At 67.0% G+C, this 25,975-nt stretch carries 27 protein-coding genes; 18 read left to right on the forward strand and 9 right to left on the reverse strand.

Annotated elements, in window-relative coordinates; genetic code table 11:
• Positions 1–6: 6 nt before the first annotated feature.
• On the reverse strand, positions 7–870 hold the full coding sequence (locus K309_RS0112515) for a ComF family protein (protein ID WP_084402412.1): 864 nt from the start codon (positions 868–870) through the stop codon (positions 7–9).
• On the opposite strand from K309_RS0112515, the gene K309_RS0112520 reads away from it, so the two are divergent.
• From K309_RS0112520 to K309_RS0112555, 8 genes are all read left to right on the forward strand, one after another.
• A complete protein-coding gene (locus K309_RS0112520) occupies positions 859–1,830 on the forward strand; it encodes a methyltransferase domain-containing protein (RefSeq protein WP_232232371.1) in 972 nt (323 codons plus the stop codon). The genes K309_RS0112515 and K309_RS0112520 overlap by 12 nt on opposite strands.
• Before the next feature lie 261 nt (positions 1,831–2,091).
• Positions 2,092–2,601, forward strand: a complete 510-nt coding sequence (locus tag K309_RS0112525) for a DUF2244 domain-containing protein (RefSeq protein WP_029046736.1) — start codon at positions 2,092–2,094, stop codon at positions 2,599–2,601.
• A gap of 58 nt (positions 2,602–2,659) precedes the next feature.
• The gene (coxB, locus tag K309_RS0112530) at positions 2,660–3,922 is read left to right on the forward strand and encodes a cytochrome c oxidase subunit II (RefSeq protein WP_029046737.1); all 1,263 of its coding nucleotides are present in this window, start codon (positions 2,660–2,662) and stop codon (positions 3,920–3,922) included.
• A gap of 38 nt (positions 3,923–3,960) precedes the next feature.
• A complete protein-coding gene (ctaD, locus tag K309_RS0112535; RefSeq protein WP_029046738.1) occupies positions 3,961–5,568 on the forward strand; it encodes a cytochrome c oxidase subunit I in 1,608 nt (535 codons plus the stop codon).
• A gap of 69 nt (positions 5,569–5,637) precedes the next feature.
• Positions 5,638–5,769: a cytochrome oxidase small assembly protein gene (locus K309_RS42910; RefSeq protein WP_209756341.1), complete on the forward strand. Its 132-nt coding sequence runs from the start codon at positions 5,638–5,640 to the stop codon at positions 5,767–5,769.
• Positions 5,770–5,786: 17 nt separating this feature from the next.
• Complete coding sequence (locus tag K309_RS0112545) at positions 5,787–6,410, forward strand: cytochrome c oxidase assembly protein (RefSeq protein ID WP_029046739.1); 624 nt, start codon at positions 5,787–5,789, stop codon at positions 6,408–6,410.
• Positions 6,411–6,423: 13 nt separating this feature from the next.
• A complete protein-coding gene (locus K309_RS0112550; protein ID WP_029046740.1) occupies positions 6,424–6,648 on the forward strand; it encodes a DUF2970 domain-containing protein in 225 nt (74 codons plus the stop codon).
• A gap of 140 nt (positions 6,649–6,788) precedes the next feature.
• Positions 6,789–7,649, forward strand: a complete 861-nt coding sequence (locus K309_RS0112555; protein WP_029046741.1) for a cytochrome c oxidase subunit 3 — start codon at positions 6,789–6,791, stop codon at positions 7,647–7,649.
• A gap of 125 nt (positions 7,650–7,774) precedes the next feature.
• Here K309_RS0112555 and K309_RS0112560 read toward each other — a convergent pair whose 3' ends face one another.
• Positions 7,775–7,984 (reverse strand): twin transmembrane helix small protein, encoded by a 210-nt coding sequence (locus K309_RS0112560; RefSeq protein WP_029046742.1) that lies wholly within the window; start codon positions 7,982–7,984, stop codon positions 7,775–7,777.
• A 117-nt stretch (positions 7,985–8,101) separates the two neighbouring features.
• Here K309_RS0112560 and K309_RS0112565 point away from each other — a divergent pair, with 117 nt between their 5' ends.
• The 5 genes from K309_RS0112565 (at position 8,102) to K309_RS0112585 (ending at position 12,406) form a co-directional block, all read left to right on the forward strand.
• Positions 8,102–8,884, forward strand: a complete 783-nt coding sequence (locus K309_RS0112565) for an SURF1 family protein (protein ID WP_029046743.1) — start codon at positions 8,102–8,104, stop codon at positions 8,882–8,884.
• 75 nt (positions 8,885–8,959) lie between these two features.
• The gene (locus K309_RS0112570) at positions 8,960–9,610 is read left to right on the forward strand and encodes an SCO family protein (protein WP_029046744.1); all 651 of its coding nucleotides are present in this window, start codon (positions 8,960–8,962) and stop codon (positions 9,608–9,610) included.
• A 10-nt stretch (positions 9,611–9,620) separates the two neighbouring features.
• Positions 9,621–10,724 carry a COX15/CtaA family protein gene (locus K309_RS0112575; protein WP_029046745.1) on the forward strand — a complete coding sequence of 368 codons (1,104 nt, stop codon included), beginning with the start codon at positions 9,621–9,623 and terminating at the stop codon, positions 10,722–10,724.
• Complete coding sequence (gene cyoE / locus K309_RS0112580) at positions 10,721–11,665, forward strand: heme o synthase (RefSeq protein WP_029046746.1); 945 nt, start codon at positions 10,721–10,723, stop codon at positions 11,663–11,665. The genes K309_RS0112575 and cyoE overlap by 4 nt, the downstream gene beginning before the upstream one ends.
• 126 nt (positions 11,666–11,791) lie before the next feature.
• Positions 11,792–12,406: an SCO family protein gene (locus tag K309_RS0112585; protein WP_029046747.1), complete on the forward strand. Its 615-nt coding sequence runs from the start codon at positions 11,792–11,794 to the stop codon at positions 12,404–12,406.
• 102 nt (positions 12,407–12,508) lie between these two features.
• On the opposite strand, the gene rpoH is transcribed toward K309_RS0112585, so the two are convergent.
• The gene (gene rpoH, locus K309_RS0112590) at positions 12,509–13,438 is read right to left on the reverse strand and encodes an RNA polymerase sigma factor RpoH (protein WP_029046748.1); all 930 of its coding nucleotides are present in this window, start codon (positions 13,436–13,438) and stop codon (positions 12,509–12,511) included.
• Positions 13,439–13,792: 354 nt separating this feature from the next.
• On the opposite strand from rpoH, the gene K309_RS0112595 reads away from it, so the two are divergent.
• Positions 13,793–14,671, forward strand: coding sequence for a pirin family protein (locus K309_RS0112595; protein ID WP_029046749.1), 879 nt, complete (start codon positions 13,793–13,795; stop codon positions 14,669–14,671).
• Between the two features lie 10 nt (positions 14,672–14,681).
• On the opposite strand, the gene ybiB is transcribed toward K309_RS0112595, so the two are convergent.
• The 5 genes from ybiB to K309_RS0112620 form a co-directional block, all read right to left on the reverse strand.
• Positions 14,682–15,674, reverse strand: coding sequence for a DNA-binding protein YbiB (gene ybiB / locus K309_RS0112600; protein ID WP_029046750.1), 993 nt, complete (start codon positions 15,672–15,674; stop codon positions 14,682–14,684).
• A gap of 94 nt (positions 15,675–15,768) precedes the next feature.
• The gene (locus K309_RS0112605; protein WP_029046751.1) at positions 15,769–16,572 is read right to left on the reverse strand and encodes an ABC transporter ATP-binding protein; all 804 of its coding nucleotides are present in this window, start codon (positions 16,570–16,572) and stop codon (positions 15,769–15,771) included.
• Positions 16,573–16,590: 18 nt separating this feature from the next.
• A complete protein-coding gene (gene ntrB / locus K309_RS0112610) occupies positions 16,591–17,514 on the reverse strand; it encodes a nitrate ABC transporter permease (protein ID WP_029046752.1) in 924 nt (307 codons plus the stop codon).
• A 56-nt stretch (positions 17,515–17,570) separates the two neighbouring features.
• On the reverse strand, positions 17,571–18,911 hold the full coding sequence (locus tag K309_RS0112615) for a CmpA/NrtA family ABC transporter substrate-binding protein (RefSeq protein WP_029046753.1): 1,341 nt from the start codon (positions 18,909–18,911) through the stop codon (positions 17,571–17,573).
• Positions 18,912–19,331: 420 nt separating this feature from the next.
• On the reverse strand, positions 19,332–19,970 hold the full coding sequence (locus K309_RS0112620) for an ANTAR domain-containing response regulator (RefSeq protein WP_029046754.1): 639 nt from the start codon (positions 19,968–19,970) through the stop codon (positions 19,332–19,334).
• A 231-nt stretch (positions 19,971–20,201) separates the two neighbouring features.
• Between K309_RS0112620 and K309_RS0112625 the strand changes: the two genes are divergently transcribed.
• Entirely contained in the window at positions 20,202–20,903 is a 702-nt protein-coding gene (locus tag K309_RS0112625; protein WP_029046755.1) for a fumarylacetoacetate hydrolase family protein, read from the forward strand.
• Positions 20,904–20,907: 4 nt separating this feature from the next.
• A complete protein-coding gene (gene maiA, locus K309_RS0112630; protein WP_029046756.1) occupies positions 20,908–21,555 on the forward strand; it encodes a maleylacetoacetate isomerase in 648 nt (215 codons plus the stop codon).
• Between the two features lie 63 nt (positions 21,556–21,618).
• Here the strand turns inward: maiA and ftsY are convergent, their stop codons facing one another.
• Complete coding sequence (gene ftsY / locus K309_RS0112635) at positions 21,619–22,749, reverse strand: signal recognition particle-docking protein FtsY (RefSeq protein WP_029046757.1); 1,131 nt, start codon at positions 22,747–22,749, stop codon at positions 21,619–21,621.
• Positions 22,750–22,976: 227 nt separating this feature from the next.
• On the opposite strand from ftsY, the gene K309_RS0112640 reads away from it, so the two are divergent.
• Both K309_RS0112640 and K309_RS0112645 read left to right on the forward strand, forming a co-directional pair.
• Positions 22,977–24,527, forward strand: a complete 1,551-nt coding sequence (locus tag K309_RS0112640; RefSeq protein ID WP_029046758.1) for a M16 family metallopeptidase — start codon at positions 22,977–22,979, stop codon at positions 24,525–24,527.
• Between the two features lie 9 nt (positions 24,528–24,536).
• Positions 24,537–25,928, forward strand: a complete 1,392-nt coding sequence (locus K309_RS0112645) for a M16 family metallopeptidase (RefSeq protein ID WP_029046759.1) — start codon at positions 24,537–24,539, stop codon at positions 25,926–25,928.
• Positions 25,929–25,975: the final 47 nt, after the last annotated feature.

Below are 25,975 nucleotides of genomic sequence, written 5' to 3' on the forward strand. Positions count from 1 at the left end.
TCCGGACTAGGGCGTACGCAGCGCAACGATCACGCTGACGCGTGCCGCGCCGTGCGCCTTGAGGACAAGCGCTGCCTCATGCAGCGTCGCGCCGGAAGTCATCACGTCGTCCACCAGCGCCACATGCAGCCCATCCAGCCGCGCGGGCCGCGTCAGCCGGAACGCATCGCGCAGGTTCACCTGCCGCGCGGCCAGGTCCAGCGCGCGCTGGCTGCCGGTATCGCGCCGGCGCTGCAGCAGCACGGGGTCGGCGCGCAGGCCGAGCCGGCGCGCCAGCGGGCGGGCGATTTCCCAGGCCTGGTTGAAACCGCGCGCGGCCAGCCGTTGCGGCGCCAGCGGGACGGGGGCGAGCAGGTCGGGCGGCGCCAGCCCCTGCGCCGCCCAAGCCGCCGGCAGCGCCGCGGCGAGGCAGCCCGCCAGCCAGTCGGCCAGCGGCAGCGCGTGGCCGAACTTGAGCGACAGCACCAGGCTGTCCTGCGGGCTGGCGTAGTCGCCCAGCGTGCAGGCATGGTCGAACGCCGGCGGCATGGCGGCGCAGGCCGCGCAACCGGCATGGCGGCCCAGCGCCAGCGCGCAAACGGGGCAGCGCCGTAGCGGCCGCAGCAGGTCGGCGGCACACGGCGCGCACACCACGTCGCGCTGCACGCTGCCGCACAGCGCGCAGGCGCTTGGCAGCAGTGCCGGGGCGGCGGCTTGCCAGGCGCCGAGGGCCCACTTGGCGCCCATCGCGGCGCCCATCGCGGCGCCCATCGCGGCGCGCGCGTATACTTGCCGTCCGGCCGCGGCCCATCGGGCGCGGCGGCCGCGTTCGTCCGGCGCGCGCGCCGTTTCCTGGTTTTCTTGCTGCCCTGCCTGTCCGTGTCCCTGCATGCCGCCGATCTCCCCGATAGCTCCGCTGGTCCCGATGCCTTCCTGCCGCCCGCGCGCCTGACCCGGCTCGCCTTCGACCGGCGCAGCCGCAACTTCGGCCAGCTGGACTTCCTGCTGGGCGAGATCGGCCGCCGCATGCAGGAGCGAATGGAGGTGATCCGGCTGGCGCCGCAGCGTGCGCTGGACATCGGCTGCGGCCACGGCCAGGGGCTGGCGGCGCTGCGCGCCCGCTTCCCTGATGCGCAGATCGCCGGCCTCGACATCTCCGGGGCGATGCTGGCCGAAGCCGGCCAGCGCGACCCGCAGCGCCATCCGGGCTGGCTCGGCCGCATGCTGGGCAAGCGGCCGCTGTTCGACCTGGTGCAGGGCGATCTTGCCACACTGCCGTTTGCGCCCGCGAGCTTCGACCTGCTGTGGTCCAACCTGGCGCTGCACTGGCATCCCGAGCCGCACCGCGTATTCCCGGAATGGCATCGCGTGACGCGCGACGAGGGGCTGGTGCTGTTCTCGCTGTTCGGCCCCGACACCCTGGGCGAACTGCGCGCGGCCTTTGCCGAAGTCGACGACGCGCCCCATACGTTGCGTTTTGTCGACATGCACGACATTGGCGACATGCTGGTCCACGGCGGCTGGTCCACGCCGGTGATGGACATGGAAACGCTGACCGTGACCTACGAGTCGCCCGCTACGCTGCTGCATGAGGTGCAGGCTTTCGGCGGCCTGCGCGGCCCGGCCGGCGCGCTGCCGCAAGGCCTGCGCGGCCGCTGCTGGTACCAGGCGCTGACGCAGGCGCTGGAGCGGCGCCGCAACGCCGACGGGGTGATCCCGCTGACCTTCGAGATCGTCTACGGCCATGCGTGGAAGCTGGCGCCGCGTGGCGGCCAGGCGCTGGACGACCAGGGCCGTGCCGTGGTGCCGCTGGACCAGATCGGCCGTGCCAGGCCCCGTAGGACAGGTTAAAACAGAGTTAACTTGCGCATGCGACAGATTGCCGCAGGCCGAGTGCTGGCGCGGGGTCCCGGGCAGTTCCGCAGGCACAGAATCGAGCGGCGCGCAAGCGCCCTGGTCAAGGACCGCCCTTGTCCGTGTATGGGAAGCGCCCTATAATGCGCCAGTTTGTCGCAGTGGTCCCCTGGCACAAGAACGTCCTGGTTTTGCACCTGCACTGTGCAGCCCGGGCGCCAACGTCCCGGGTGTGCATCCGATGCAGAGTGGTTGGCGATGCAAGACTTGGGTATCGCATTCCAGACGGCAGGTGGTGACTCCGGCGGAAATCACGACGGACCTTTCCCCCCGCCCCACGACTGGCTGATGAAGCGGAATTGCTCGCTGAGTCCACGCCAGGTCGGCTGGTTTTACCTCTCGATCCTCACTGTCTCGCTTGTCATTGCGTTGTTTTTCGCGTGGCAAGGGTCCTGGCTCGTGCTGCCGTTTGCAAGCATCGAGCTGGCGGGGCTGGGGATCGCCCTGCTTGTGTATGCGCGCCATGCGACAGACTATGAGCGCGTCAGCATTACCGACGGCATGCTGGTCGTGGAGACAGCCAGCGGCACGCAGGTGACGCGCCACGAATTCAACCCGCGCTGGGTGCGGGTCGAACTGGGTGAATCGCTCCGCGCGCTGGTGACGCTGCGCTCGGGCGGGCGTGAGGTACAGGTGGGGTGTTACGTGGACCCGTACCGGCGACGCAAGTTCGCGCAGGAGCTCGCAGCGGCGTTGCGCCACCTCTGAGAGGGGGGCAGGGCGGCGGCGGGGACAGATTTGAATCTGTAAATTGGGTAGATAACAAATGAAAATGTGGAAGAAGGCATCCGCAGCTTGTCTGGCAGGTGCGTCCCTGCTTGCCAGCCACGCGGCGTTCGCGGTCAGCGACATGCCCGGCGGGCCCGCCGTGCGCCAGCTCAACCTGACCGAGCCCGTTACCAAGATCGCCGAACAGATTCACTGGCTGAACTGGATGATGCTGATCATCTGCACGGTGATCTTCGTCGCGGTGTTCGCCGTGATGTTCTATTCCATCTTCACGCACCGCAAGGCGAAGGGCTCGAAGCCTGCCTCCTTCCACGAAAGCATCACGGTCGAGGTGGTCTGGACCATCGTCCCGTTCCTGATCGTGATCGCGATGGCGCTGCCGGCGACCAAGACCGTGGTCGCGATGAAGGACACCACCAACTCCGACATCACCATCAAGGCCACCGGCTACCAGTGGAAGTGGGGCTATGACTACCTGAAGGGCGAAGGCGAGGGCATCTCGTTCGTGTCGACCCTGACCACCCCGCGCGAGCAGATCAACAACGAGCAGCCCAAGGGCAACACCTACCTGATGGAGGTGGACAACGAGCTGGTCGTGCCGGTCAACAAGAAGATCCGCATCGTTACCACCGCCAACGACGTGATCCACGCCTGGATGATCCCGGCCTTCGGCGTCAAGCAGGATGCGATTCCCGGCTTCGTGCGCGACACCTGGTTCAAGGCCGAGAAGATCGGCGTGTACCGCGGCCAGTGTGCCGAGCTGTGCGGCAAGGAACACGCCTTCATGCCGATCGTGGTGCGCGTGGTGTCGGACGCCGACTACACCAAGTGGGTCGACGGCAAGAAGAAAGAGCTGATGGCCAAGGCCGACGATCCCAACAAGACCTGGACGCTGGATGAATCCAAGGTCCGTGGCGAGAAGGTCTACGCCGCCAACTGCGCGGTCTGCCACCAGCCCAACGGCAAGGGCGGCGGCGCCTTCCCGGCGCTGGACGGTTCCAAGCTGGTCAATGGCCCGAAGGCCGGCCAGATGCACATCCTGCTGGAAGGCAAGGGCGGCATGCCGTCGTGGAAGCAGCTGTCGGATACCGAGCTGGCAGCGGTCATGACCTATACGCGCAACGCCTGGAGCAACAAGACGGGTGAAGTGATCCAGCCGGGCGACTTCGTGGGTGCCCGCGCGGGCAAGTTCCCCGAAGGTGGCGGCGCAGGCGGCGAGGCCCCCAAGGCCGACGCCAAGCCCGCGGACAAGACCGGCGCCAAGCAGGCCAGCCTCGCGGACAACCGCGTCGCAGGCTGACCCGCTGAAGACAGAACAGGATTAGAGGAGCATTTGCGATGAGTACTGCTACCCCGGACGCGCTCGCCCATCCGCACGATCACGCGCATGACGACCACGCGCACGATCACCCGCATGGCTGGCGCCGCTGGCTGTTCGCCACCAACCACAAGGACATCGGTACGCTGTACCTGCTGTTCTCGTTCATCATGCTGCTGTCGGGCGGCCTGCTGGCGCTGCTGATCCGCCTGGAGCTGTTCGAGCCGGGCCTGCAGTTCTTCCGCCCCGAGCTGTTCAACCAGTTCACCACCATGCACGGCCTGGTGATGGTGTTCGGCGCGATCATGCCGGCCTTCGTCGGCTTCGCCAACTGGATGATCCCGCTGCAGATCGGCGCGTCCGACATGGCATTCGCGCGCATGAACAACTTCAGCTTCTGGCTGATGCCGCCCGCCGCGCTGCTGCTGGCTGGCTCGTTCTTCGCCCCGGGCGGCGCCACCGCCGCCGGCTGGACCCTGTACGCGCCGCTGTCGGTGCAGATGGGCCCGGGCATGGACATGGCCATCTTCGCGATGCACATCATGGGCGCGTCGTCGATCATGGGCTCGATCAACATCATCGTGACCATCCTCAACATGCGCGCCCCGGGCATGACGCTGATGAAGATGCCGATGTTCTGCTGGACCTGGCTGATCACCGCCTACCTGCTGATCGCCGTGATGCCCGTGCTGGCCGGCGCCATCACCATGGTGCTGACCGACCGCCATTTCGGCACGAGCTTCTTCTCGGCCGCCGGCGGCGGCGATCCGGTGATGTACCAGCACATCTTCTGGTTCTTCGGCCACCCCGAGGTGTACATCATGATCCTGCCGGCCTTCGGGATCATCTCGCAGGTGGTGCCGGCGTTCGCCCGCAAGCGCCTGTTCGGCTACAGCTCGATGGTGTACGCCACCGCCTCGATCGCCATCCTGTCGTTCATCGTGTGGGCCCACCACATGTTCACGACCGGCATGCCGGTGACCGGCCAGCTGTTCTTCATGTACGCGACCATGCTGATCGCGGTGCCCACCGCCGTGAAGATCTTCAACTGGATCGCAACGATGTGGCGCGGCTCGATGACCTTCGAGACCCCGATGCTGTTCTCGATCGGCTTCATCTTCGTGTTCACCATCGGTGGCTTCACCGGCCTGATGCCGGCGGTGGCCCCGATCGACATCCAGCTGCAGGACACCTACTTCATCGTGGCGCACTTCCACTATGTGCTGGTGGCCGGCTCGCTGTTCGCGCTGTTCGCGGGCTTCTACTACTGGGGTCCGAAGTGGAGCGGGTTCATGTACAACGAAGCCCGCGGCAAGGTCCACTTCTGGGGTTCGCTGATCTTCTTCAACGTGACCTTCTTCCCGATGCACTTCCTGGGCCTGGCCGGCATGCCGCGCCGCTACGCCGACTACCCGACCCAGTTCACCGACTTCAACGCGGTTGCGTCGATCGGTGCGCTCGGCTTCGGCCTGATGCAGGTGTATTTCTTCTTCTTCGTGGTGCTGCCGTCGTACCGTGGCGGCGAGAAGGCCGCGGACAAGCCGTGGGAAGGCGCGGAAGGCCTGGAATGGACCGTGCCGTCGCCGGCGCCGTTCCACACCTTTGAAGTGCCCCCGCAGGTCCGCTGAAGCGGTATTGCGCAACAAGGCAGCGGGGGGCGGCAGCGTCCGCCTCCCGCGCCGGCAGGTAAGCAAACGATGCAGGCTCCAGACAAAAACCCATCACACCCGGACCCGAAGGCCGCCAACCGGCGCCTTGGCCTGATCCTGCTGTCGATCGTGGTGGTTTTCTTTTTGGGGTTCTTCGCCAAGATGGTGTTCCTGGGCTGAGGTGGCAGGGTAGCGAGATGAGCGTCGACCAGCAGGGCAGGGAAGCGCAGGGAGCGCGGGAAGCCGACAAGCGCTTCAACCGCGGCATGATGGTGCGATTGATAGTGATCGTCGCCGTGATGTTCGGCTTCGGCTATGCGCTGGTTCCGCTGTACAAGAAGATCTGCGACATCACCGGCATCAACGTGGTGACCACGCGCGAGCTGCATGGCGGCTCGGTGAAGAACACGCAGGTCGACAAGAGCCGCACGGTCACGGTGGAGTTCGACTCCAACGCGCGCGGGCCCTTTGCCTTCCGTCCGGTCAGGAACAGCATGGAAGTGCATCCGGGCGAGATGATGACCATCGTCTACGAGGTGGCCAACGGGCAGCCGCGCGATATCTCCGCGCAGGCCATCCCGAGCTACGCCCCCAAGCAGGCGACCCAGTATTTCAAGAAGCTGGAGTGCTTCTGCTTCAAGCAGCAGACACTCAAGGCGAACGAGGCGCGCGAGATGCCGGTCGTGTTCGTGATCGATCCCGCGCTGCCCAAGGATGTGAAGAGCATTACGCTGTCGTACACCTTCTTCGAGGTGGGCACGCCGGTGGCGCAGGCCCCCGAGGGCCAGTTGGCACCGACGCCGGCGGGCAAGGGCAGCTGAGGCGAGGGGCGCGATGGACGAACTGAAGGACGCCGCCAAACGGAAGATGTCTTTCGCGCAGACCATGCGCGCGGTGCTGTGGTCGTTTATCGGCCTGCGCAAGGGCGCGGAGCACGAGCGCGACATGGCGCGGCTGAACCCGGTGCATGTGGTCATCGCCGGGCTGATCGCCGTGGCAGTCTTTATCGCGGTGCTGATCGTCATCGTGCGGATGGTGGTCAGCCAGGCGGCAGGGTAGCAAGGCAGGAAGGGTAGACAACAAGGCAGTCGCAGAAAAACAACCGCGCCGGCGCGGCCGTCCAGAGGAGGCGGGCGGCCCCGGGAAACCGGCACGGATAACGAATACTGAATCAAAGACTCTGAGCTGGAGATAAAAGAATGAGTGCGAATCGCGCAAACGCTCCGTACTACTTCGTACCGGGCCCGTCGCGCCACCCGATCACCGCAAGCTTCGGCCTGCTGATGACAGGTGCGGGCGCCGCCGGTTGGGTAAACGGGCAATCCTGGGCGCCGTACCTGTGCGTCTTCGGCTTGCTGTGGTTCCTGTTCGTGCTCAAGAGCTGGTTCGGCGACGCCATCAGCGAGTCCGAAGGCGGGATGTACGGCAAGAACATCGACCTCTCGTTCCGCTGGTCGATGGGCTGGTTCATCTTCTCCGAGGTGATGTTCTTCGCGGCCTTTTTCGGCGCGCTGTTCTATGCCCGCGCCATCGCCATGCCATGGCTGGGCGACCTGAACAACAAGATCCTGTGGCCCGACTTCGCCGCGGTGTGGCCGAACGTGGGACCGGCCGGCGTGGTGGAATCTTTCCAGACCATGGGGCCGTGGCCGATCCCGACCATCAACACCGCGCTGCTGCTGATGTCGGGCCTGACGCTGACCTGGGCGCACCACGCGCTGCTGGCCGGCAAGCGCAACCAGCTGATCCAGGGCATGGTGCTGACCATCCTGCTGGGCGCGATCTTCATGTGCCTGCAGGTGTACGAGTACATGCACGCCTACCAGGACCTGAACCTGAAGCTGACCTCGGGCATCTACGGTTCGACCTTCTTCCTGCTGACCGGCTTCCACGGTTTCCACGTGACCATGGGCGCGATCATGCTGGCGGTGGTGCTGGGCCGGGTGCTCAAGGGCCACTTCACGCCGGATCACCACTTTGCCTTCGAAGGCGCCGCCTGGTACTGGCACTTCGTTGACGTGGTGTGGCTGTTGCTCTACGTCGTGGTGTACTGGCTGTAAGCTGCCGTACCCGCCGGTCGTCCCAGCAGCGGGACGACCGGCGCCAGCGCAAAAGAGAAACGCCGCAGGAGGCCCGGCAGCCTGCGGCGTTTCTCTTTTGCGCTGGCCTCAAGCCATGCGGCCCGTCAGGGCGCCATGCGGATGCCCGTGCTGTGGATCCACCCCATCCAGCTCGAGAACAGGATGAACAGGAACAGCGCCACCGAGAAGCCTACGCGCAGCATCAGCGAGCGCATCATGTTGGGCGTCTTGCCGCGGTCGCGCATCATGAAGAACAGGGCGGAGGCCAGGCTGGCGATGATCAGGATGAAGGCGACGATGATGACGAAGCGCATGGCGGGGCGGGTTGGCAGCGGAGCTTGCCGCAGTCTCGTAGTAGTGGCCGCGATGGATGACGGTTCTGCACATTATCGCACCGTGCCCGCGTGCATGCCGCCGGGTATGTCGGCGCAATGAAGGCGGGCCGCATCCTCGGCGTGCTGCCGCTGGCCGCCGCGCTGGTGGTGATCGCCGTGACCGCCGTGCTTGGCAACTGGCAGCTCAATCGCGCGCACGAGAAAGAGGCGCGCGCCGCGCGGCTGCAGGCGCTGGCGGCGCAGCCGCCGGTGGAGCTGGGCGCCGCGCCGCTGTCACAAGTTGTGACGGACCGAAGGGTCCGGGTCACGGGGCGTTTCGACACGGCCCATACCGTATTGCTGGATAATCGCCCCCACGGCACGGGTGGCCGCAGCGGCGACAGCCGTGCCGGCTTCCTGGTGGTCACGCCGCTGGTGATCGGCCCGGCACAAGGGGCTGCGGGCGCCAGGCGGGCGGTGCTGGTGCTGCGCGGCTGGCTGCCGCGCGATGCACAGGACCGCACCCGGATCGCACCGTTCCCGACGCCCGAGGGCGAGGTGACCGTCGAAGGCACGGCACTGGCGGCCGTGCCGCGGGTGTATGGCCTGGGCCAGGCGGCCAGCGCCGAGGCCGGCAGCAAGATCCGCCAGAACCTGGAAATCGCCGACTACGCCGCCGAAACCGGGCTGGCGCTGCAGCCGCTGGTGGTAGCGCAGCGCAACGATACCGGCGACGGCCTCGCTCGCGACTGGGCGCCGGCCGACGCGGGCGCGGACCGGCACTATGGCTATGCCTTCCAGTGGTTCGGCCTGGCCGCGCTGGCGGTGGTATTGGTGGCCGTGCTGGGCTGGCGCGCGCGCCGGCGCGCGGCATCGCCCGTGGCCCGCAACAACGCATGAACGAAGGGCAGGCTCGCCCCGGGCAGGTTCCCGGACGAGCCCTGACTGCAGATGAAAAAGGACGGACGTACTCCCATGGCACAGCAAGACCCAGCCCCGGCGATCCAGGCCACGCCGCAGGATCCCCGCATCGACGCGCGCACGCGCCGCGGCCGCCTGCAGATGCTGATGCTGTTGCTGGTGTGCGCCTCGCCGGTGATCGCCTCTTACTTCACCTACTACGTCATCAAGCCCAGGGGCGGCGCCACCAACTACGGCGCGCTGGTCGATCCGCAACGGCCGATGCCGCCGGTGCGCGTCACCGACGAGCAGGGCAACGCCGTGCCGCTGGAGCAGTACCGCGGCAAGTGGCTGCTGGTGACGGCCGATCCATCCGCGTGCGATGAAGCCTGCGCCAAAAAGCTCTTCACCATCCGCCAGATCCGCGCCGGGCAGGGACAGGACCGCGAGCGCATCGTGCCGGTGTGGCTGATCACCGATGACGGCAAGGTCGACGAGCGCTTGCGCGCCGCCTACAACGAGCCCTATGCCGGCGTGCGTTTCCTGCGCATCGACCGGCAGGTGGCGCAGCAATGGCTGCCGGCCGAAGCGGGCAAGCGTGCCGAGGACACCATCTTCCTGGTGGATCCGCTCGGCAACCTGATGATGCGCTTCCCGCAGGATCCGGACCCCAAGAAGCTGAGCGGCGACCTGAAGAAGCTGCTCAAGGTCTCGCGCATCGGCTAAGGGGACGGGCATGCTGCTGCAACTGGCCATCATCGGCGTCCTGATCGCACTGCTGCCGCTCAGCTACGTGCTGGTCAAGGGCGATCGCAACAAGTACCGCAAGCTGGTCTGGATCACCGCGTTCCTGACGCTGGACCTGATCATGTTCGGCAGCTTCACGCGGCTGACCGACTCCGGCCTGGGCTGCCCGGACTGGCCGGGCTGCTACGGCCACTCCAACCCGCACGCCGCGATGGAGCCGATCCATGCGGCCGAGACCGCGCTGCCCAGCGGCCCGGTGACGCTGATGAAGGCGTGGATCGAGATGATCCATCGCTACTTCGCCATGGCAGTGGGCGTGCTGATCATCGCGCTGATGGTGCTGGCCTGGGTCAAGCGCCGCGAGCTGAAGCAGTCGCCGTGGTTCGCCACCGGCGTGCTGGTGCTGGTGTGCGTGCAAGGTGCGTTCGGCGCGTTCACCGTGACCATGAAGCTGCAGCCGATCATCGTGGTCACGCATTTGATGCTGGGCATGGGCCTGCTGGCGGCGCTGATCCGGCTGGGCTCGCGCAGCGACCCGCCGCACCCGGTCGCGCCCCAGGCGGTGCGGCTGCACTGGCCGGTGCGCATCGGCCTGCTGCTGCTGGCGGTCCAGATCTTCTTGGGCGGCTGGGTCAGCACCAACTATGCGGTGCTTGCCTGCACGGATTTCCCGCTGTGCAACGGGCAGCTGGTGCCCGAGATGGATTTCCGGCACGGCTTCACGCTGTGGCGCCAGCTTGGCATGACGGCCGATGGGGACTACATTCCGCACGCGGCGCTGGTGGCGATCCACTGGGTGCACCGGGGCTTCGCATTCGTGGTGCTGGGCTACCTGGCGTGGTTCGGCTTGCGTGCGCGCCGGCTGGAGGGGCTGCACCGGCAGGCAGGCTGGCTGCTCGGCATGCTGGTGCTGCAACTCGCGACCGGGATGTCCAATATCGTGTTCGACTGGCCCCTTGTCGCCGCGGTCGCCCATAACGGCGGCGCGGCGGTGCTCCTGCTGCTGCTGGTCCGCCTCCACTACAATATAGGGCTCGCGACCCGGGCTGCCCGCGCTCCCGCCCCTGTGCCGAACGCTGCCCGCGCCACATGAAAGACAAGACCCCTTCCGTGGTTACCGCTACACACCCCCATTCGCTGGGCAAGCTGAGCCGGATACGGCACCTGTCCCGACAATATGCCGCCCTGACCAAGCCGCGCGTGACGCAGCTGGCAGTCTTCTGCGCCATCATCGGCATGTTCCTGGCCACGCCCGGCATGGTTCCGTGGCGCGTGCTGATCGGCGGTGCCGCCGGCATCTGGCTGCTTGCCGGCGCCGCCTTCGCCATCAACTGCCTGGTCGAGCAGAAGATCGACGCGCTGATGCGCCGCACCGCCTGGCGCCCGTCCGCCACGGGTGAGATCACCACGGCACAGACGCTGGTGTTCTCCGCGATCCTGGGCGGCGCGGGCATGTGGATGCTGCACGAGTTCGCCAACGACCTGACGATGTGGCTGACCTTTGCCACGTTCCTGGGCTATGCGGTGGTCTACACGATCCTGCTCAAGCCGGCCACGCCGCAGAACATCGTCATCGGCGGGCTGTCGGGCGCGATGCCGCCGGCGCTGGGCTGGGCCGCCGTTGCCGGCGAGGTGCCGGCCGAGGCCTGGTTCCTGGTGCTGATCATCTTCACGTGGACGCCGCCGCACTTCTGGGCGCTGGCGCTGTACCGCCGCGCCGACTACGCCAAGTCGGGCCTGCCGATGCTGCCCGTGACCCACGGCGAGCGCTACACGCTGCTGCATATCCTGCTGTACACGCTGATCATGATCGCGGCGACGCTGCTGCCGTTCGTCTACGGCATGAGCGGCTACATCTACCTGGCGGCCGCGCTGGCGCTGGGCGGCGGCTTCCTGGCCTACGCGTGGAAGATGTACCGCAACTACTCGGACGAGCTGGCGCAACGCACCTTCCGCTTCTCGATCCTGTACCTGTCGCTGCTGTTCGCGGCGCTGCTGGTCGACCATTACTTCAAGTTCGTGCCGCAGGTCTGACCTGCCTTGCCACGCTGCGGGCTGCGGCATCTTGTCGCGGCCGGCGCGGCGCTGCGGCGCCATCGGCGATACTGGGTGCTTTCGCCGACGTTTCCACTGCTGACCGCTACCCACAAGCTTTCGCGCATGCCCAGACCCGCTTCCGGCCTGTTCGCCGCCTTCCGCCGCTTTTCCCTGCTCGCCGCGCTCGCGCTGGCGCTGGCCGCCTGCGGGCAGCAGAAGGCATCGTTCCGCAATGTCGACATCAGCGGCGCCGCGGACTTCGGCAAGGATTTCTCGCTTCCTGACCACAACGGCAAGGTCCGCACCATTGCCGACTTCAAGGGCAAGGCGGTGGTGATGTTCTTCGGCTACACCCATTGTCCGGACGTGTGCCCGACCACCATGGCCGAGCTCAAGGCAGTGATGGAGCAGCTGGGTCCGGATGCCGACCGTGTCCAGGTGCTGTTCGTCACTGTCGATCCGGAGCGCGACACGCAGGCGCTGCTGGCGCAGTACGTGCCGGCGTTCGACCCGCGCTTCCTGGGGCTGCGCCCGGCCGACGACGCCGCGCTGCAGAAGCTGGCCAAGGACTTCAAGGTGTTCTACGCCAAGGTGCCGGGCAGCTCGCCCAACAACTACACGGTGGATCACTCGGCCGGCAGCTATGTGTTCGATCCGGAGGGTCGGTTGCGGCTGTTCATCCGCCACGGCCAGGGGCCCGAGCCGATCGCGCACGACCTGAAGCAGCTGCTTTCCTGACGCCTCAGGTATCCGCGCGGTGCGGCATAACGTCGCACCAAGGTGGCCAAGACGAAAAAAAGCCGGTCCTGCTGGACCGGCTTTTTGCATGGGTGCCCCGGATCAGGCAAAGGCCTGCAGCGCCCCTTTCATCTTCTTCATCGCCGCGGCTTCGATCTGGCGGATGCGCTCCGCCGAGACGCCGAACTCGGCGGCCAGCTCATGCAGCGTGGCGCCGCCCGAGCCGTCGTCGGACACGTTCAGCCAGCGTGCCTCGATGATGCGGCGGCTGCGCTCGTCCAGCCGGCCCAGCGCTTCTTCCAGGCCCTCGACCTGCATGCGGTCCTGGCGCTTGGCTTCCAGCACGCGCGTCGGCTCGTTGTGATTGTCCGCCAGGTAGGCGATGGGGGCGAATTCCTCTTCGCCGTCGTCGACTTGGCCTTCCAGCGCGAGGTCGCCGCCCGACAGGCGGGTTTCCATCTCCATCACTTCTTCCGGCTTCACGTTCAGCTCGCGCGCCACGGCCTCGACCTGCTCCGGCGTGAACGTGTGCGAACCCTGCTTGTGGCTGCGCAGGTTGAAGAACAGCTTGCGCTGGGCCTTGGTGGTCGCCACCTTGACCATGCGCCAGTTCTTCAGCACGTACTCGTGGATCTCGGCCTTGATCCAGTGCATCGCATACGAGACCAGGCGTACGCCTTGCTCGGGATCGAAGCGCTTCACGGCCTTCATCAGGCCGATATTGCCTTCCTGGATCAGGTCGGCATGCGGCAGGCCATAGCCCAGGTACTGCCGGGCGATCGACACCACCAGGCGCAGGTGAGACATCACCAGCTGGCGGGCGGCATCGACGGAATCGTTATCGCGCAGATCGCGCGCCAGGCGCTGCTCTTCCTCCGCGGTCAGCAACGGAATCCGGTGGACAGCCTGGATATAGCTGTCGAGATTGCCCACGGTCGCCGGGAAGGTCAGCGCAAAGCTGCTCCCGCTATGGGGCGCCGTCGGCAGACGGGTAGTCGTCAGGGTTTGGTCGGCAGACAAGACTGCGTTCACTCAATCGCTCCTTTCGCATCCGGCGGTTGGATTGCCGGGTCATGCCCCGCGCTTCCTTATGGGAGAGGGAGCGGCGGCGGCATTGAAACACATCTTAGCACTCCAACCGGGTGAGTGCTAATTGGAGTCCCAATGACCTTGATAGTTCCCTTCGATCGACTTTACATATTACATAGCTGATGAGCTATGAAGCGGCGCCAGGGACACCCGAGGCTTGGCACACCTTTGGTTAGAGCGAGTGTGCGGCCGCCGGTTCTGCATGCGAATGGAATGCTTCGTTTCGCCAGCGCCTACACTCGACGCAAGCGGCGGCAAGCTGGCATGCTTGCGAGCCTCTCTCACACTGGAGGAGTTATGTCTGCTATCGAACACTTGCTGAAGCCGCATGTGCGCGACCTGGGCGATTTCACCGTGCGCCGCCTGCTGCCGGCCGCTGCGACCCAGACGGTCGGGCCGTTTATCTTCTTCGACCACATGGGGCCGGTGCAGATGCCGCCGGGAGAGGGTGCCGATGTACGTCCGCATCCGCATATCGGGCTGGCGACTGTCACCTACTTGTTCGAAGGCGAGATCATTCACCGCGACAGCCTCGGCAGCGAGCAGGCGATCCGGCCGGGCGACGTCAACTGGATGACCGCCGGCCACGGCATCGTCCATTCGGAGCGCTCGCCCGATCACGTCCGAGCCGAAGGCGCGCGCCTGCACGGCATCCAGACATGGGTGGCATTGCCGAAGTCGCACGAAACCGACGAACCTTCCTTCTCCCACCATCCTGCGGCAACGTTGCCGCGCGTCGAGCGGCCAGGGGTGCACATGGTGGTGATCGCCGGCGATGCCTTCGGCAAGACTTCGCCGGTCAAGGTCTTCAGCCGCACCCTGTACGTGGCGATCAAACTGGACGCCGGCGCGAGCGTAGAAATTCCGGCCGAGCATGCGGAACGCGGCATTTACCCGGTGGACGGCGCGGTGTCCCTGGACGGCGAGCCGCTGCCGGCCGAGCACATGGTGGTGCTGACGCCCGGGCAGCCGGCCACGCTGATGGCGACGGCGCCATCGCGCGTGATGCTGCTGGGCGGCGATGCCACCGACGGCCGCCGTTTTATCTACTGGAATTTCGTGGCCAGCAGCAAGGAGGCCATCGAGGCTGCCGCCAAACTCTGGGAGGACGACCAGTTCCCGCGCGTGCCGGGCGACGAGCGCGAGCGCATCCCGCTGCCAGCGCGCAAGCCCTGAGCCGCCTGGCTCAGACCGGACTGGCCCAGGTGACGCGGGTGCCCAGCTTAAGGCACTCGCGGATGGCTTCGACCTGTGTGGCGATCGGTGCCGGCACCGGCACGGTGCCATCGAGCACGCGCCGGATCCATGCTGCCGTCAGGCCGGCATCACTGCCGGGCGGCAGTTCCGGTACTTCAGCCAGCGAACCGCCGGTGGGATCGACCAGCGTCTGCTGATGCCCTTCATGCAACCAGTCGATGCGGCTGTTGCGTCGCGCATCGGCGACCACTTCGCCTTCGGTGCCGCGTGCCAGCAGCACGTTGGCCGGCTCGTGGGAGAAATAGTCGGTCAGCGTTTCGCGGTATTCCGGGTGGGTATAGCTGTACAGGCGCAATGCCTCGGCCGGCGTGTGCTCGCCAACCGGCTGCAGCATCTTGGCCACGGTATGCGAGGAATTGCGCAATCCGATCACCGTGCGCCGCTCCAGCAGCTGCGACAGGCCGGGTGACAGCACATCGACCGGCAGCACCGCCAGCGGTCCGTCACCGCCAGTCTCGCGCAGCCGTGCCGAGGCTTCGGCCGTGCTGGCGCACAAAGGAATACCCAGCGCCTCGAACAGGGTCATGCTGGTGACGCGGTCATTGAAGACGCGCGTCCCGTGCACCAGTACGGGGATGCCTTCGCGAGCCAGCAGCAGCGCCAGCAGCGGCACCAGGTTCGGCTGCTTGCGCGCGCCGTTATAGCTGGGGATCACCACCACCGGGCGCTCGGGCGGCGCGGGCAGCGGCTGGCAGTGTTCATGGGCCGCCTCGAGCATGCCGGCCAGCTCGTGCGGGGCCTCGCCCTTGATGCGGTAGGCCATCAGGATCGCGCCCAGCTCGAGGTCGGACACGCGCCCGGCCAGCATCGCGTCGAACAGGATCTTGGCATCGTCGCGCGGCAGTGCCCGCGCGCCGTTGACGCCACGGCCGACCTCCTTGATATAGCGGGCGGCGGAAAACGGGTTGGCTGGCGTGGTCATGGCGGCGTGGGGAGGAGTCGGTTCTGGGTTCATGATAGCGGAGCAGCGCCGTCGCGCCCATCGCCGCCGACGGGCGCGACGGCGGGGAGCACGCTCAGGCTGCCTCCTGCAGTGCGGGATTGCGCTGCTTGCGGTAGAGAAAGTCCAGCACCGCGGTACGGCAGGCGTGGTAGTCCTTGTCGTCGGCCAGCGCCACGCGGTCGCGCGGACGAGGCAGGTCGACCTTGAGGATCTCGCCGATGGTGGCGGCCGGGCCGTTGGTCATCATCACGATGCGGTCGGCGAGCAGCACGGCCTCGTCCACATCGTGCGTGACCATCACCACCGTGCTGCGGGTTTGGTCGACGATCTTTAGCAGCGCGTCCTGCAGGTGCGCGCGCGTCAGCGCATCGAGCGCGCCGAAGGGTTCATCCATCAGCAGCACCTTGGGCGCCATCGCCAGCGCGCGGGCAATGCCGACGCGCTGCTTCATGCCGCCGGAGATCTCATGCGGGTACTTGCCCTCGGCGTGCGTCAGGCCCACCAGTGCCAGCGTCTCGCGCGTGCGCGCCTTGAGCCCGGCCTTGCTCTCGCTGGCGCCGAACACGCGTTCCACGCCCAGGTAGACGTTCTCGAAGCAGGTCAGCCAGGGCAACAGCGAATGGTTCTGGAACACCACGCCGCGCTCCGGCCCGGGGCCGGCGATCTCGCGCCCCGCGCAGATCAGCGCGCCGGTGGTCGGCGTGGCCAGTCCGGCGATCAGGTTCAGCAGCGTTGACTTGCCGCAGCCCGAGTGCCCGATCAGCGTGATGAACTCCCCCTCGGCAATCTGCAGGTTGATGTCGCGCAAGGCGACGAACGGCCCCTTGCGCGTCTTGAAGGTCTGTCCGACATTCTCGATGCTGACAAACTTGTCCATGGCGTCTCTCCCTCGCTCTTAGTTGGCGCCGTAGCTGAAGCGCCGTGCCAGTGCCAGCAAAGCATGCTCGAGCATCAGCCCGATGATGCCGATCACGAAGATCGCGATCACGATGTGCTCCACCTTCAGGTTGTTCCACTCGTCCCACAGCCAGAAGCCGATGCCGGTGCCGCCGGTCAGCATCTCGGCCGCGACGATCACCAGCCACGCGGTGCCGATCGACAGCCGCACGCCGGTCAGCATGTAGGGCAGCACCGCGGGAAACAGTACCCGCGTGAACACCTTCCACTCCGACAGGTCGAGCACGCGCGCGACATTCAGGTAGTCCTGCGGCACGCGCGTGACGCCCACGGCGGTGTTGATCACCATCGGCCAGATCGAGCAGATGAAGATGGCCCAGATCGCTGCCGGGTTGGCGGCCTTGAACAGCAGCAGCCCGATCGGCAGCCAGGCCAGCGGCGAGACCGGCCGCAGCAGGCTGATCACGGGCGACGCCATCGCGTTCAGGAACGCAAAGCGCCCGATCAGGAAGCCTGCCGGGATGCCGATCACGGCCGCCAGGCCGAAGCCCGTGGCCACGCGCGCCAGCGACGCCAGCACGTTCCAGCCGATGCCCTGGTCGTTGGGGCCGTTGCGGTAGAACGGGTCGGAGAACAGTGGCACCGCCGCGTTCCACGTTGCGCCCGGCGTGGGAATCGCCGGGATCAGCGTGGCGATGCCGTGCCAGGCCAGCACGAACAGGGCAAAGCCCAGTGCGGGCGGCACGGCCTTGCGCGCCAGGGCGCCGAGCATGTCCTGGTGTTGTGCGCGGCGTTGTGCGCGCCGTTCCTGCGCGGCGATTTCCAGCTCGCGCCGCCGTGCGCGTTCCTTGGTGTCGGTCTCGGTGGCGGCGACTTTGGCGGCATTGGCGCCTTCAGGCGCGGTGTGGGCGATGGCATTCACGTCGGGCTCCTTTATGCAGGGGCGCTGCGGATCGGTGGGGAAGTGGTGGCCTGTGGTCAAGCGTTCTGTGCGCCGGCCTTGATCTTGAAGCCGTCGGCATATGCCTTCGGGTCCTTGGTGGCATCCCAGACCACGCCGTCGATCAGCTTCGCGGTGCGGAAGTCGCTCTTGGGCAGGGGCACCTGCGCCGCGGTGGCGGCCTGCCTGAAGATGTCGATGCGGTTGACCTGCCTGGCCACGGCGAGGTAGTCGGGATGATCCTTCAGCAGGCCCCAGCGCTTGTGCTGGGTCAGGAACCACATGCCATCCGACAGGAACGGATAGTTGGCGCTGCCGTCCTGGTAGAACTTCATCGCATCGGGATCGTCCCAGGTCTTGCCCAGGCCGTTGCTGTAGCGCCCGAGCATGCGGTCCAGGATGATGTCCATGTCGGTGTTGACGTAGGACTTGGCGGCGATGGTCTCGGCGGTCTTGCGGCGGTTGGAGGCCGAAGCGTCGATGAACTTCGATGCTTCCAGCACCGCGGCCACCATCGCGCGCGCGGTGTTGGGGTACTTCTGCACGAATTCCGCCGTGGTGCCGAGCGTCTTCTCCGGATGGTTCTTCCAGATCGACTGCGTGGTCTCGGCGGTAAAGCCGATCTTGTCGGCGATGGCGCGCGCGCCCCAGGGCTCGCCCACGCAGAAGCCGTCCATGTTGCCCACGCGCATGTTGGCCACCATCTGCGGCGGCGGCACGGTGATGGCCTTGGCGTCCTGCATCGGGTTGATGCCGTTGGCAGCGAGCCAGTAGTACAGCCACATCGCATGCGTGCCGGTGGGGAAGGTCTGCGCGAAGGTGTAGTCGCGCTTTTCCTTGACCATCAGCGCCTTCAGGCTGGCGCCGTCGCGCACGCCTTTTTCGGCCAGCTTCGACGACAGCGTGATGGCCTGGCCATTGTGGTTCAGGCTCATCAGCACCGCCATGTCTTTCCTGGGGCCGCCGATGCCGAGCTGCACGCCGTAGATCAGGCCGTACAGCACGTGCGCGGCGTCGAGTTCGCCGTTGACCAGCTTGTCGCGCACGCCGGCCCACGAGGCTTCCTTGGTCGGCGTGATCTTGATGCCGTATTTCTTGTCGAGGCCAAGCGTGGACGCCATGACCACTGAAGCGCAGTCGGTCAGCGGGATGAAGCCGATGCGCACGTCGGTCTTCTCGGGGGCGTCCGAGCCCGCCGCCCACGCCCCGGCGCGCACCAGCGGGTCGACCAGCGTCATCACGCTGGCGCCGGCGATGGTTGCCAGCGCGCGGCGGCGGCCGCTGCTGGCCGGCACCGCGTCGGCAGCGGCCGCCGAGGCGGCTTCAGAGGCGTTCACCGCCGCGTGCAGCGGCTTGGCAATCCTGAGGCGAGAGGGCATTGCGAAACTCCAAGAAAAAAGCGTCCCCGTCCGTGGCCGGCTTCGCCAGAAGTCCGTACGGTGCAGGGACGCCGTTGTCCATGGCGTGACGCAGCCTGCGTTGGCTGTGTCCGCCTAAATTGTGATCGGCCGCCGTTGGCCGATGCGTGCATATCGCAAGGCGTGTGCCAGCCTGTGCGGTGCAGCATTTCAGGGCGGCGCCGTGCCGATGGAGTGACGCTTCTGAACGAAATGAGCGAACGCGGTGCGTGCGCCGGCTGCGCTGCCGCATCCCGGGGCAGTGTCGCGGGGGGCGGTGCGGGGACGGTGCGGGGACGGTGCGTGGGCGGTGCGTGGACGGCTCGATTTGGGGCGGCGCCAGGATCCTGCCCTGCACCAGCCTCGGGCTGGCGCGCCCCGTGGCTGGCAGGTGGGTGGGCGTCAGCCCATCACGTCGATCACGCGCTGGGCGGCATCGACCAGCTTCAGCCCACGCTCCATCGCCATGCTGCGCAGACGCTTGTAGGCCTCGTCCTCGCTGATGCCGCGCGCCTGCATCAGCAGGCCCTTGGCGCGCTCGACCACCTTGCGCTCGGCCAGCTTGAGGCGGGTGGCGTCGAGCTCGGCGCGCAGCTGCTGGTCCAGCTCGAAGCGGGCGTAGGCGACGTCGAGCACCGTCTTGACGCGCTCGGCGCGCAGGCCATCGACGATATAGGCCGTGATACCCGCCGACAGCGCGGCCTTGATGCGCTGGCTGTCATCGTTGTCGGTGAACAGCACGATGGGCCGCGGGGCATGCTGGGTCGAGACGCAGACGTGCTCGATGGTGTCGCGCGCGGCCGATTCCGAGGCGATGATCAGCATGTCGGGCTGGGTGGCGGTGATCACGTCCGGCAAGTGCAGGTCGGCGTCGACGATCTGGATCTCGCTGAAGCCGGCGCTGACCAGTCCGTTGCGGATGGTTTCGACGTTAAGCGGATTGGCGTCAAGGGGATCGCGCACCAGCAGGATACGCAACGTCCTGCCGGCGGCGGCGGGGGCTGGCGTCGATGGTGATGGGGGCGGATGGCGTCGGGTCATGGCTTCATTCTGTTGCAGTGCGCCATGCAAGATTCGCGCCGGGTGCGAGGCGGTCCACGCCGCACTGCCATGGTGCAGCGCGCCTGGATTCATTGTATGCCGTCGTACGCAGGCTACCGCGTGCGGTGTATCCTGTTGCCCTGCCGCGCCGGGGGCGTCTGCTGGCGACGCCGCGACGCACACCCCGCATCCCGTGCCGCGGAACCAATCAGAAAAAGTCTGGAGAGATGCATGACCGAATTCGTGTTCGCCCCGCCGGCTCCTGTTGGCGTGCCGGTGCGTGGCAGCGACGCTAGCTTCCCGGTCCGCCGCGTGTACTGCGTCGGCCGCAACTATGCTGCCCATGCCCGCGAAATGGGCTCGGACCCCGACCGCGAGCCGCCGTTCTTCTTCTGCAAGCCGTCCGACGCGGTCAGCTACGTCGCCGACGGCACCGAAGGCGCGTTCCCGTACCCGCCGGGCACCAGCAACTGCCACTATGAAGTGGAGCTGGTGGTGGCGATCGGCACGGGCGGGCGCGACATCCCGGTGGAAAGCGCCGCGCAGCACGTGTTCGGCTACGCCGTGGGCCTCGACATGACCCGCCGCGACCTGCAGAACGAATCCAAGAAGACCGGCCGCCCCTGGGAGACCGGCAAGGCCTTCGACAAGTCGGCGCCGATCGGCCCGATCGTGCCGGTCTCGGCCATCGGCCACCCGCAGAAGGGCGAGGTGACGCTGTCGGTCAACGGCGCGGAAAAGCAGCGCGGTGACCTGTCCGACCTGATCTGGTCGGTGCCGGAGATGGTGTCGTACCTGTCGAAACTGTTCGAACTGCAGCCGGGCGACCTGATCTTCAGCGGCACGCCCGAAGGCGTGGGCCCGGTGGTCAAGGGCGATGTCATGCAATGCCACGTCGGCGGCGTGGGCGATCTCACCATCAAGGTAGTCTGATCCGATGCTCAAGCTTTACAGCTACTTCCGCAGTTCGGCCTCGTTCCGCGTGCGCATCGCGCTGGAACTGAAAGGGCTGCCGTACGAATACGTGCCGGTGCACCTGCTCAAGGACGGCGGCCAGCAGCTCAAGCCAGAATTCCGCGCGGTGAACCCGGACGGCCTGGTGCCGGCGCTGGCCGACGACGGCAACGTGCTGCAGCAATCGCTGGCCATCGTCGAGTACCTGGACGAAGTCCATCCCGAGCCCAAGCTGCTGCCCGGCACGGCGCTGGACCGCGCCTATGTGCGCGGGCTGGCGCAGGAAATCGCGTGCGAGATCCATCCGCTGAACAACCTGCGCGTGCTGAAATACCTGAAGCACAAGGTAGGCGTGACCGATGAGGTCAAGGACGCATGGTACCGCCACTGGATCGAGCTGGGCTTCGAGTCGCTGCAGGCCAACCTGGCGCGCGCCGGCAAGGCGGGGCGATTCTGCCTTGGCGATACGCCGACGCTGGCCGATGTCTGCCTGGTGCCGCAGGTGTTCAACGCGCAGCGCTTCAATGTCGACGTGAGCCGCTATCCGACGATCGCGAAGATCTATGAGGCGTGCATGGAGATGGAGGCATTCCAGAAGGCGGAGCCGAAGTCGCAGCCGGACGCGGAATAAGCATTCGCACTCGCAAGCAAAACGCCCCGGTCAATGCCGGGGCGTTTTTGTCTGATAGCCGTATCAGCCCAGCAGCGCTTCGGCGAACTCCTCCGCCTTGAACGGCTGCAGGTCCTCCACCTTCTCGCCCACGCCGATGAAGTACACCGGCACCGGGCGCTGGCGCGCGATCGCCGCCAGGATGCCGCCCTTGGCAGTCCCATCCAGCTTGGTCACGATCAGGCCGGTCAGTCCCAGCGCATCATCGAAGGCCCGCGTCTGCTGCAGCGCGTTCTGGCCGGTATTGGCGTCGATCACCAGCAGCACCTCATGCGGCGCGGTCGGCATGGCCTTGCTGATGACGCGCTTGACCTTCTTCAGCTCCTCCATCAGGTGCAGCTGCGTCGGCAGGCGGCCGGCGGTATCGGCCATCACGATGTCGATGCCGCGCGCCTTGGCCGCATTGACCGCGTCGAAGATCACCGCCGCGGGGTCGCCGCTTTCCTGCGCCACCACGGTGACATTGTTGCGCTCGCCCCAGATCGACAGTTGTTCGCGCGCGGCGGCGCGGAAGGTGTCGCCGGCGGCCAGCAGCACCTTCTGGTCGTAGCGCTGGAAATGCTTGCACAGCTTGCCGATGCTGGTGGTCTTGCCGGCGCCGTTGACGCCCGCGATCATCATTACCAGCGGCTGCTCGCGGCCCAGCGCCATGGTCTTTTCCAGCGGGCGCAGCAGGTCGGTCAGCAGTGTCTTGAGCGCGGCCTTGACGCCTTCTGCCGACTCGATGCGCTCGGACCTGACCCGCTTGCGCAGCTCGGCCACCAGGTATTCGGTGGCTTCCACGCCGGCATCTGCCATCAGCAGCGCGGTCTCCAGCTCCTCGAACAGCGCCTCGTCGACCTTGACGCCGACGAACAGCGTGCCGATGTTGCGGCTGGTCTTGGACAGGCCAGTGCGCAGCCGGTGCATCCATCCCTGCCGGGCTTCGGCGCTGGTGGCGGGTGGAGGGACCAGTTCAAGCGTTTCGATGGCGGGGGCCGGTGCGGACGCCACGGGGGCCGGCGCCGGGGGCGGCACCTGGGCGGGAACCGGAGTCGGCGTCGGGACCGGAACGGAGGCGGGGACCGGGGCAGGCGCGGGGGTGGGCGCAGGCGTAGGGGCTGGCGTCTCGACGGACGCGGGCTCGGCCTTGCGCTTCTTCCAGAAACTAAACATTGGGGAATGGAGTCAATACCGGGGCCGATACCCTGGTGGCACATTGCCGGCAGGCGACCGGTTAATAATCAAGGGCTTACGCTGACATCGCGAAGGTCGGGGAGAACCCGTTGTGGTCCCGGCCGGCGATTGCGTATAGTTCGCTACATCAGTTCGCTACATGGCTGATCCGCGCGCGCATGCTGCCCGCGCGGATCGATCGGCAAAATTCTAGCAGACGGGGTCGCATGAACCATTGCGCTGTCCTGACCGCGGCGGGCGCCGAAGGTGCCCAAGCACGCATCCAACGGCACTGCCAGCCTACCTCCTCAACACTTCCGGCCGGCGCCGCGCGCCTGGTGCGGCGCATCGTTCCGGCTCTGGTCCCGGCGTTGCTGCTGGGCCTGCTGCCCTGGTCGTTGCCGGCCGGCGCGCAAGGCGTGGTCGGATCGCCGATGCCTTCCGCGCAGACCGCCCCCGCCGGCGCCACCGCGCATGGCACCACCGAGTACCGGCTCTCCAACGGCCTGCGGCTGATCGTCAAGGAAGACCACCGGGCGCCCACGGTGGCGCACCAGATCTGGTACCGCGTCGGCGGCATCGACGAGGTCAGCGGCACCACGGGCGTGGCTCACATGCTCGAGCACATGATGTTCAAGGGCACGCCTAAGGTCGGCGTGGGCGAGTTTTCCAAGCAGGTGGCGGCACTGGGCGGGCGCGAGAACGCCCTGACCAACCGCGACTTCACCATGTACTACCAGCAGGTCGGCAAGCAGTACCTGCCGAAGATGATGGAGCTGGAGGCCGACCGCATGGCCAATCTCATTATCAAGAAAGACGAGTTCGACCGCGAGATGAAGGTGGTGATGGAAGAGCGCCGCCTGCGCACCGACGACTCCTCCCGCGGCACCGTCTACGAGCAACTGCTCGCCACCGTCTATACCGCCGCGGCGTACCGCCATCCGGTGATCGGCTGGATGGATGACCTGGTCAACATGCGCGTCGAAGACGTCAAGGACTGGTACCGCCTGTGGTACGTGCCGAACAACGCGATGGTGATCGTCACCGGCGACGTCAAGGCCGAGGAGGTGCGCGCGCTCGCCGAGCGCTACTACGGCAAGCTCAGGCCGCGTACGCTGCCGCTGCGCAAGGACCAGGAAGAGCCGGAGCAGAAGGGCATCAAGCGCATCTGGGTCAAGGCACCGGCCGAGAACCAGTACATGGTGATGGCCTACAAGGTGCCGCGGCTGCGCGATGTCGAGAAGGACGTCGACCCCTACGCGCTGGAAGTCCTGGCGGCCGTGCTCAACGGCTACGACAACGCGCGCCTGACGCGCGAGCTGGTGCGTGAGCAGCGCCTGGCCGACGACGTCAACGTCGGCTACGACAGCATCAACCGCGGCGAGTCGCTGTTCGTCCTCGACGGCACGCCAGCGACCGGCCACAGCACCGACGAGATCGAGCGCGCGCTGCGCGCCGAGATCCAGCGCATCGCCAAGGAAGGGGTCTCGCCGGAAGAGCTCAAGCGGGTCAAGGCGCAGGTGGTGGCCGGGCAGATCTACAAGCGCGATTCGGTGTTCGGGCAAGGCATGGAGATCGGCGTATCCGAGATTTCTGATATCTCGTGGCGCCAGATCGACCGTATGCTCGACAAGATCAAGGCCGTCACGCCGGCGCAGGTGCAGGCCGTCGCCGCCAGGTATTTCAACGACGACAACCTGACCGTGGCCACGCTGCTGCCGCAGCCGATCGATCCGAACAAGCCCAAGACCCAGGCCCCGTCGGGCCTGCGCCACTGAGGAATGACGATGTCCCAGTCCGCCACTTCATTCAACGCGCGGCCCCGCACGCTGCGCGCGCTGGCCGGCGCGGCGCTCGGCGCCGCCATGCTGCTGGCCGCGCAGCTGGCCCAGGCCGCGATCCCGATCGAGCACTGGACCGCGTCCACCGGCGCGCGCGTGTACTTTGTCCACAGCCCGTCGATCCCTATGCTCGACGTCAATATCGACTTCGATGCCGGCAGCCGCTACGACCCGCCGGGCAAGGCCGGGCTGGCGACGCTGACGGCGGCGCTGCTGGACAAGGGCGCGGCCGCGCAGGACGGCCAGCCGGCACGCGACGAGGCGCAGATCGCCGACGGTTTCGCCGATACCGGAGCCGCTTTCGGCGGCGCGGCGGGCGGCGACCGCGGCGGCATCGGGCTGCGCACGTTGACCGCGCAACCCGAGCTGGACCAGTCGGTGGCGCTGGCCGCGCAGCTGATCAAGGCGCCGAGCTACCCCGACGCTGTGGTCGGGCGCGAGAAGCAGCGCCTGATCACCGCCATCCGCGAGGCCGACACCAAGCCGGGAGTGATCGCCGACAAGGCGCTGTCCAAGGCCATGTACCCGGACCATCCCTACGGCATTGCGGCCACGCCGGAGAGCGTGCAGTCGATCACGCGCGATGACATCACCAAATTCTGGCGTGACAACTACGGCGCGCAGAGCGCGGTGGTGACACTGATCGGCGCGATCGACCGCAAGCAGGCCGAAGCCCTTGCCGAGCGGCTTACGCGCGGGCTGCCGCAGGGCGGTGCCGCCCCGGCGCTGCCACAGGTGAAGCTCAACATCCCGGCCAGCGAGCAGCGCCTGCCGCATCCGGCGCAGCAATCGAGCGTGGCCATCGGCCAGCCGTCGATCGCGCGCGGCGACCCTGACTACTTCGCGCTGCTGGTGGGCAACTACGTGCTCGGCGGCGGCGGCTTCAGTTCGCGCCTGACCGACGAGGTGCGCGAGAAGCGGGGCCTGACCTACGGTGTCGACAGCTACTTCGCTCCGTCGAAGCAGGCTGGGCCGTTCGGCATCAGCCTGCAGACCAAGAAAGCGCAGACCGACGAGGCGCTGGCGCTGGTGCGCCAGGTGCTGGCGCGCTTTGTCGCCGAAGGGCCGACCGAGAAGGAGCTGCGCGCGGCAAAGGACAACCTGATCAACGGCTTCCCGCTGCGCATCGACAACAACCGCAAGCTGCTGACCAATGTCGCCAATATCGGCTGGTACGGGCTGCCGCTGGACTACCTCGACACCTGGACCGCGCAGGTCGGCAAGGTCACGCGTGAGCAGGTCAGGGCGGCCTTCCAGCGCCATGTGCGTCCGGACGGCATGGCCACGGTGATCGTCGGCGGTCCGGTCGGCAGTACGCCCACGGCATCGCGCCAGTGATGCAATCGCCGCACGGCGCAGGGTGGCCTATGCGCGCCGCCCCACGC

This window comes from Cupriavidus phytohabitans (genome assembly GCF_000426345.1).
Taxonomy (GTDB): Bacteria; Pseudomonadota; Gammaproteobacteria; order Burkholderiales; family Burkholderiaceae; genus Cupriavidus.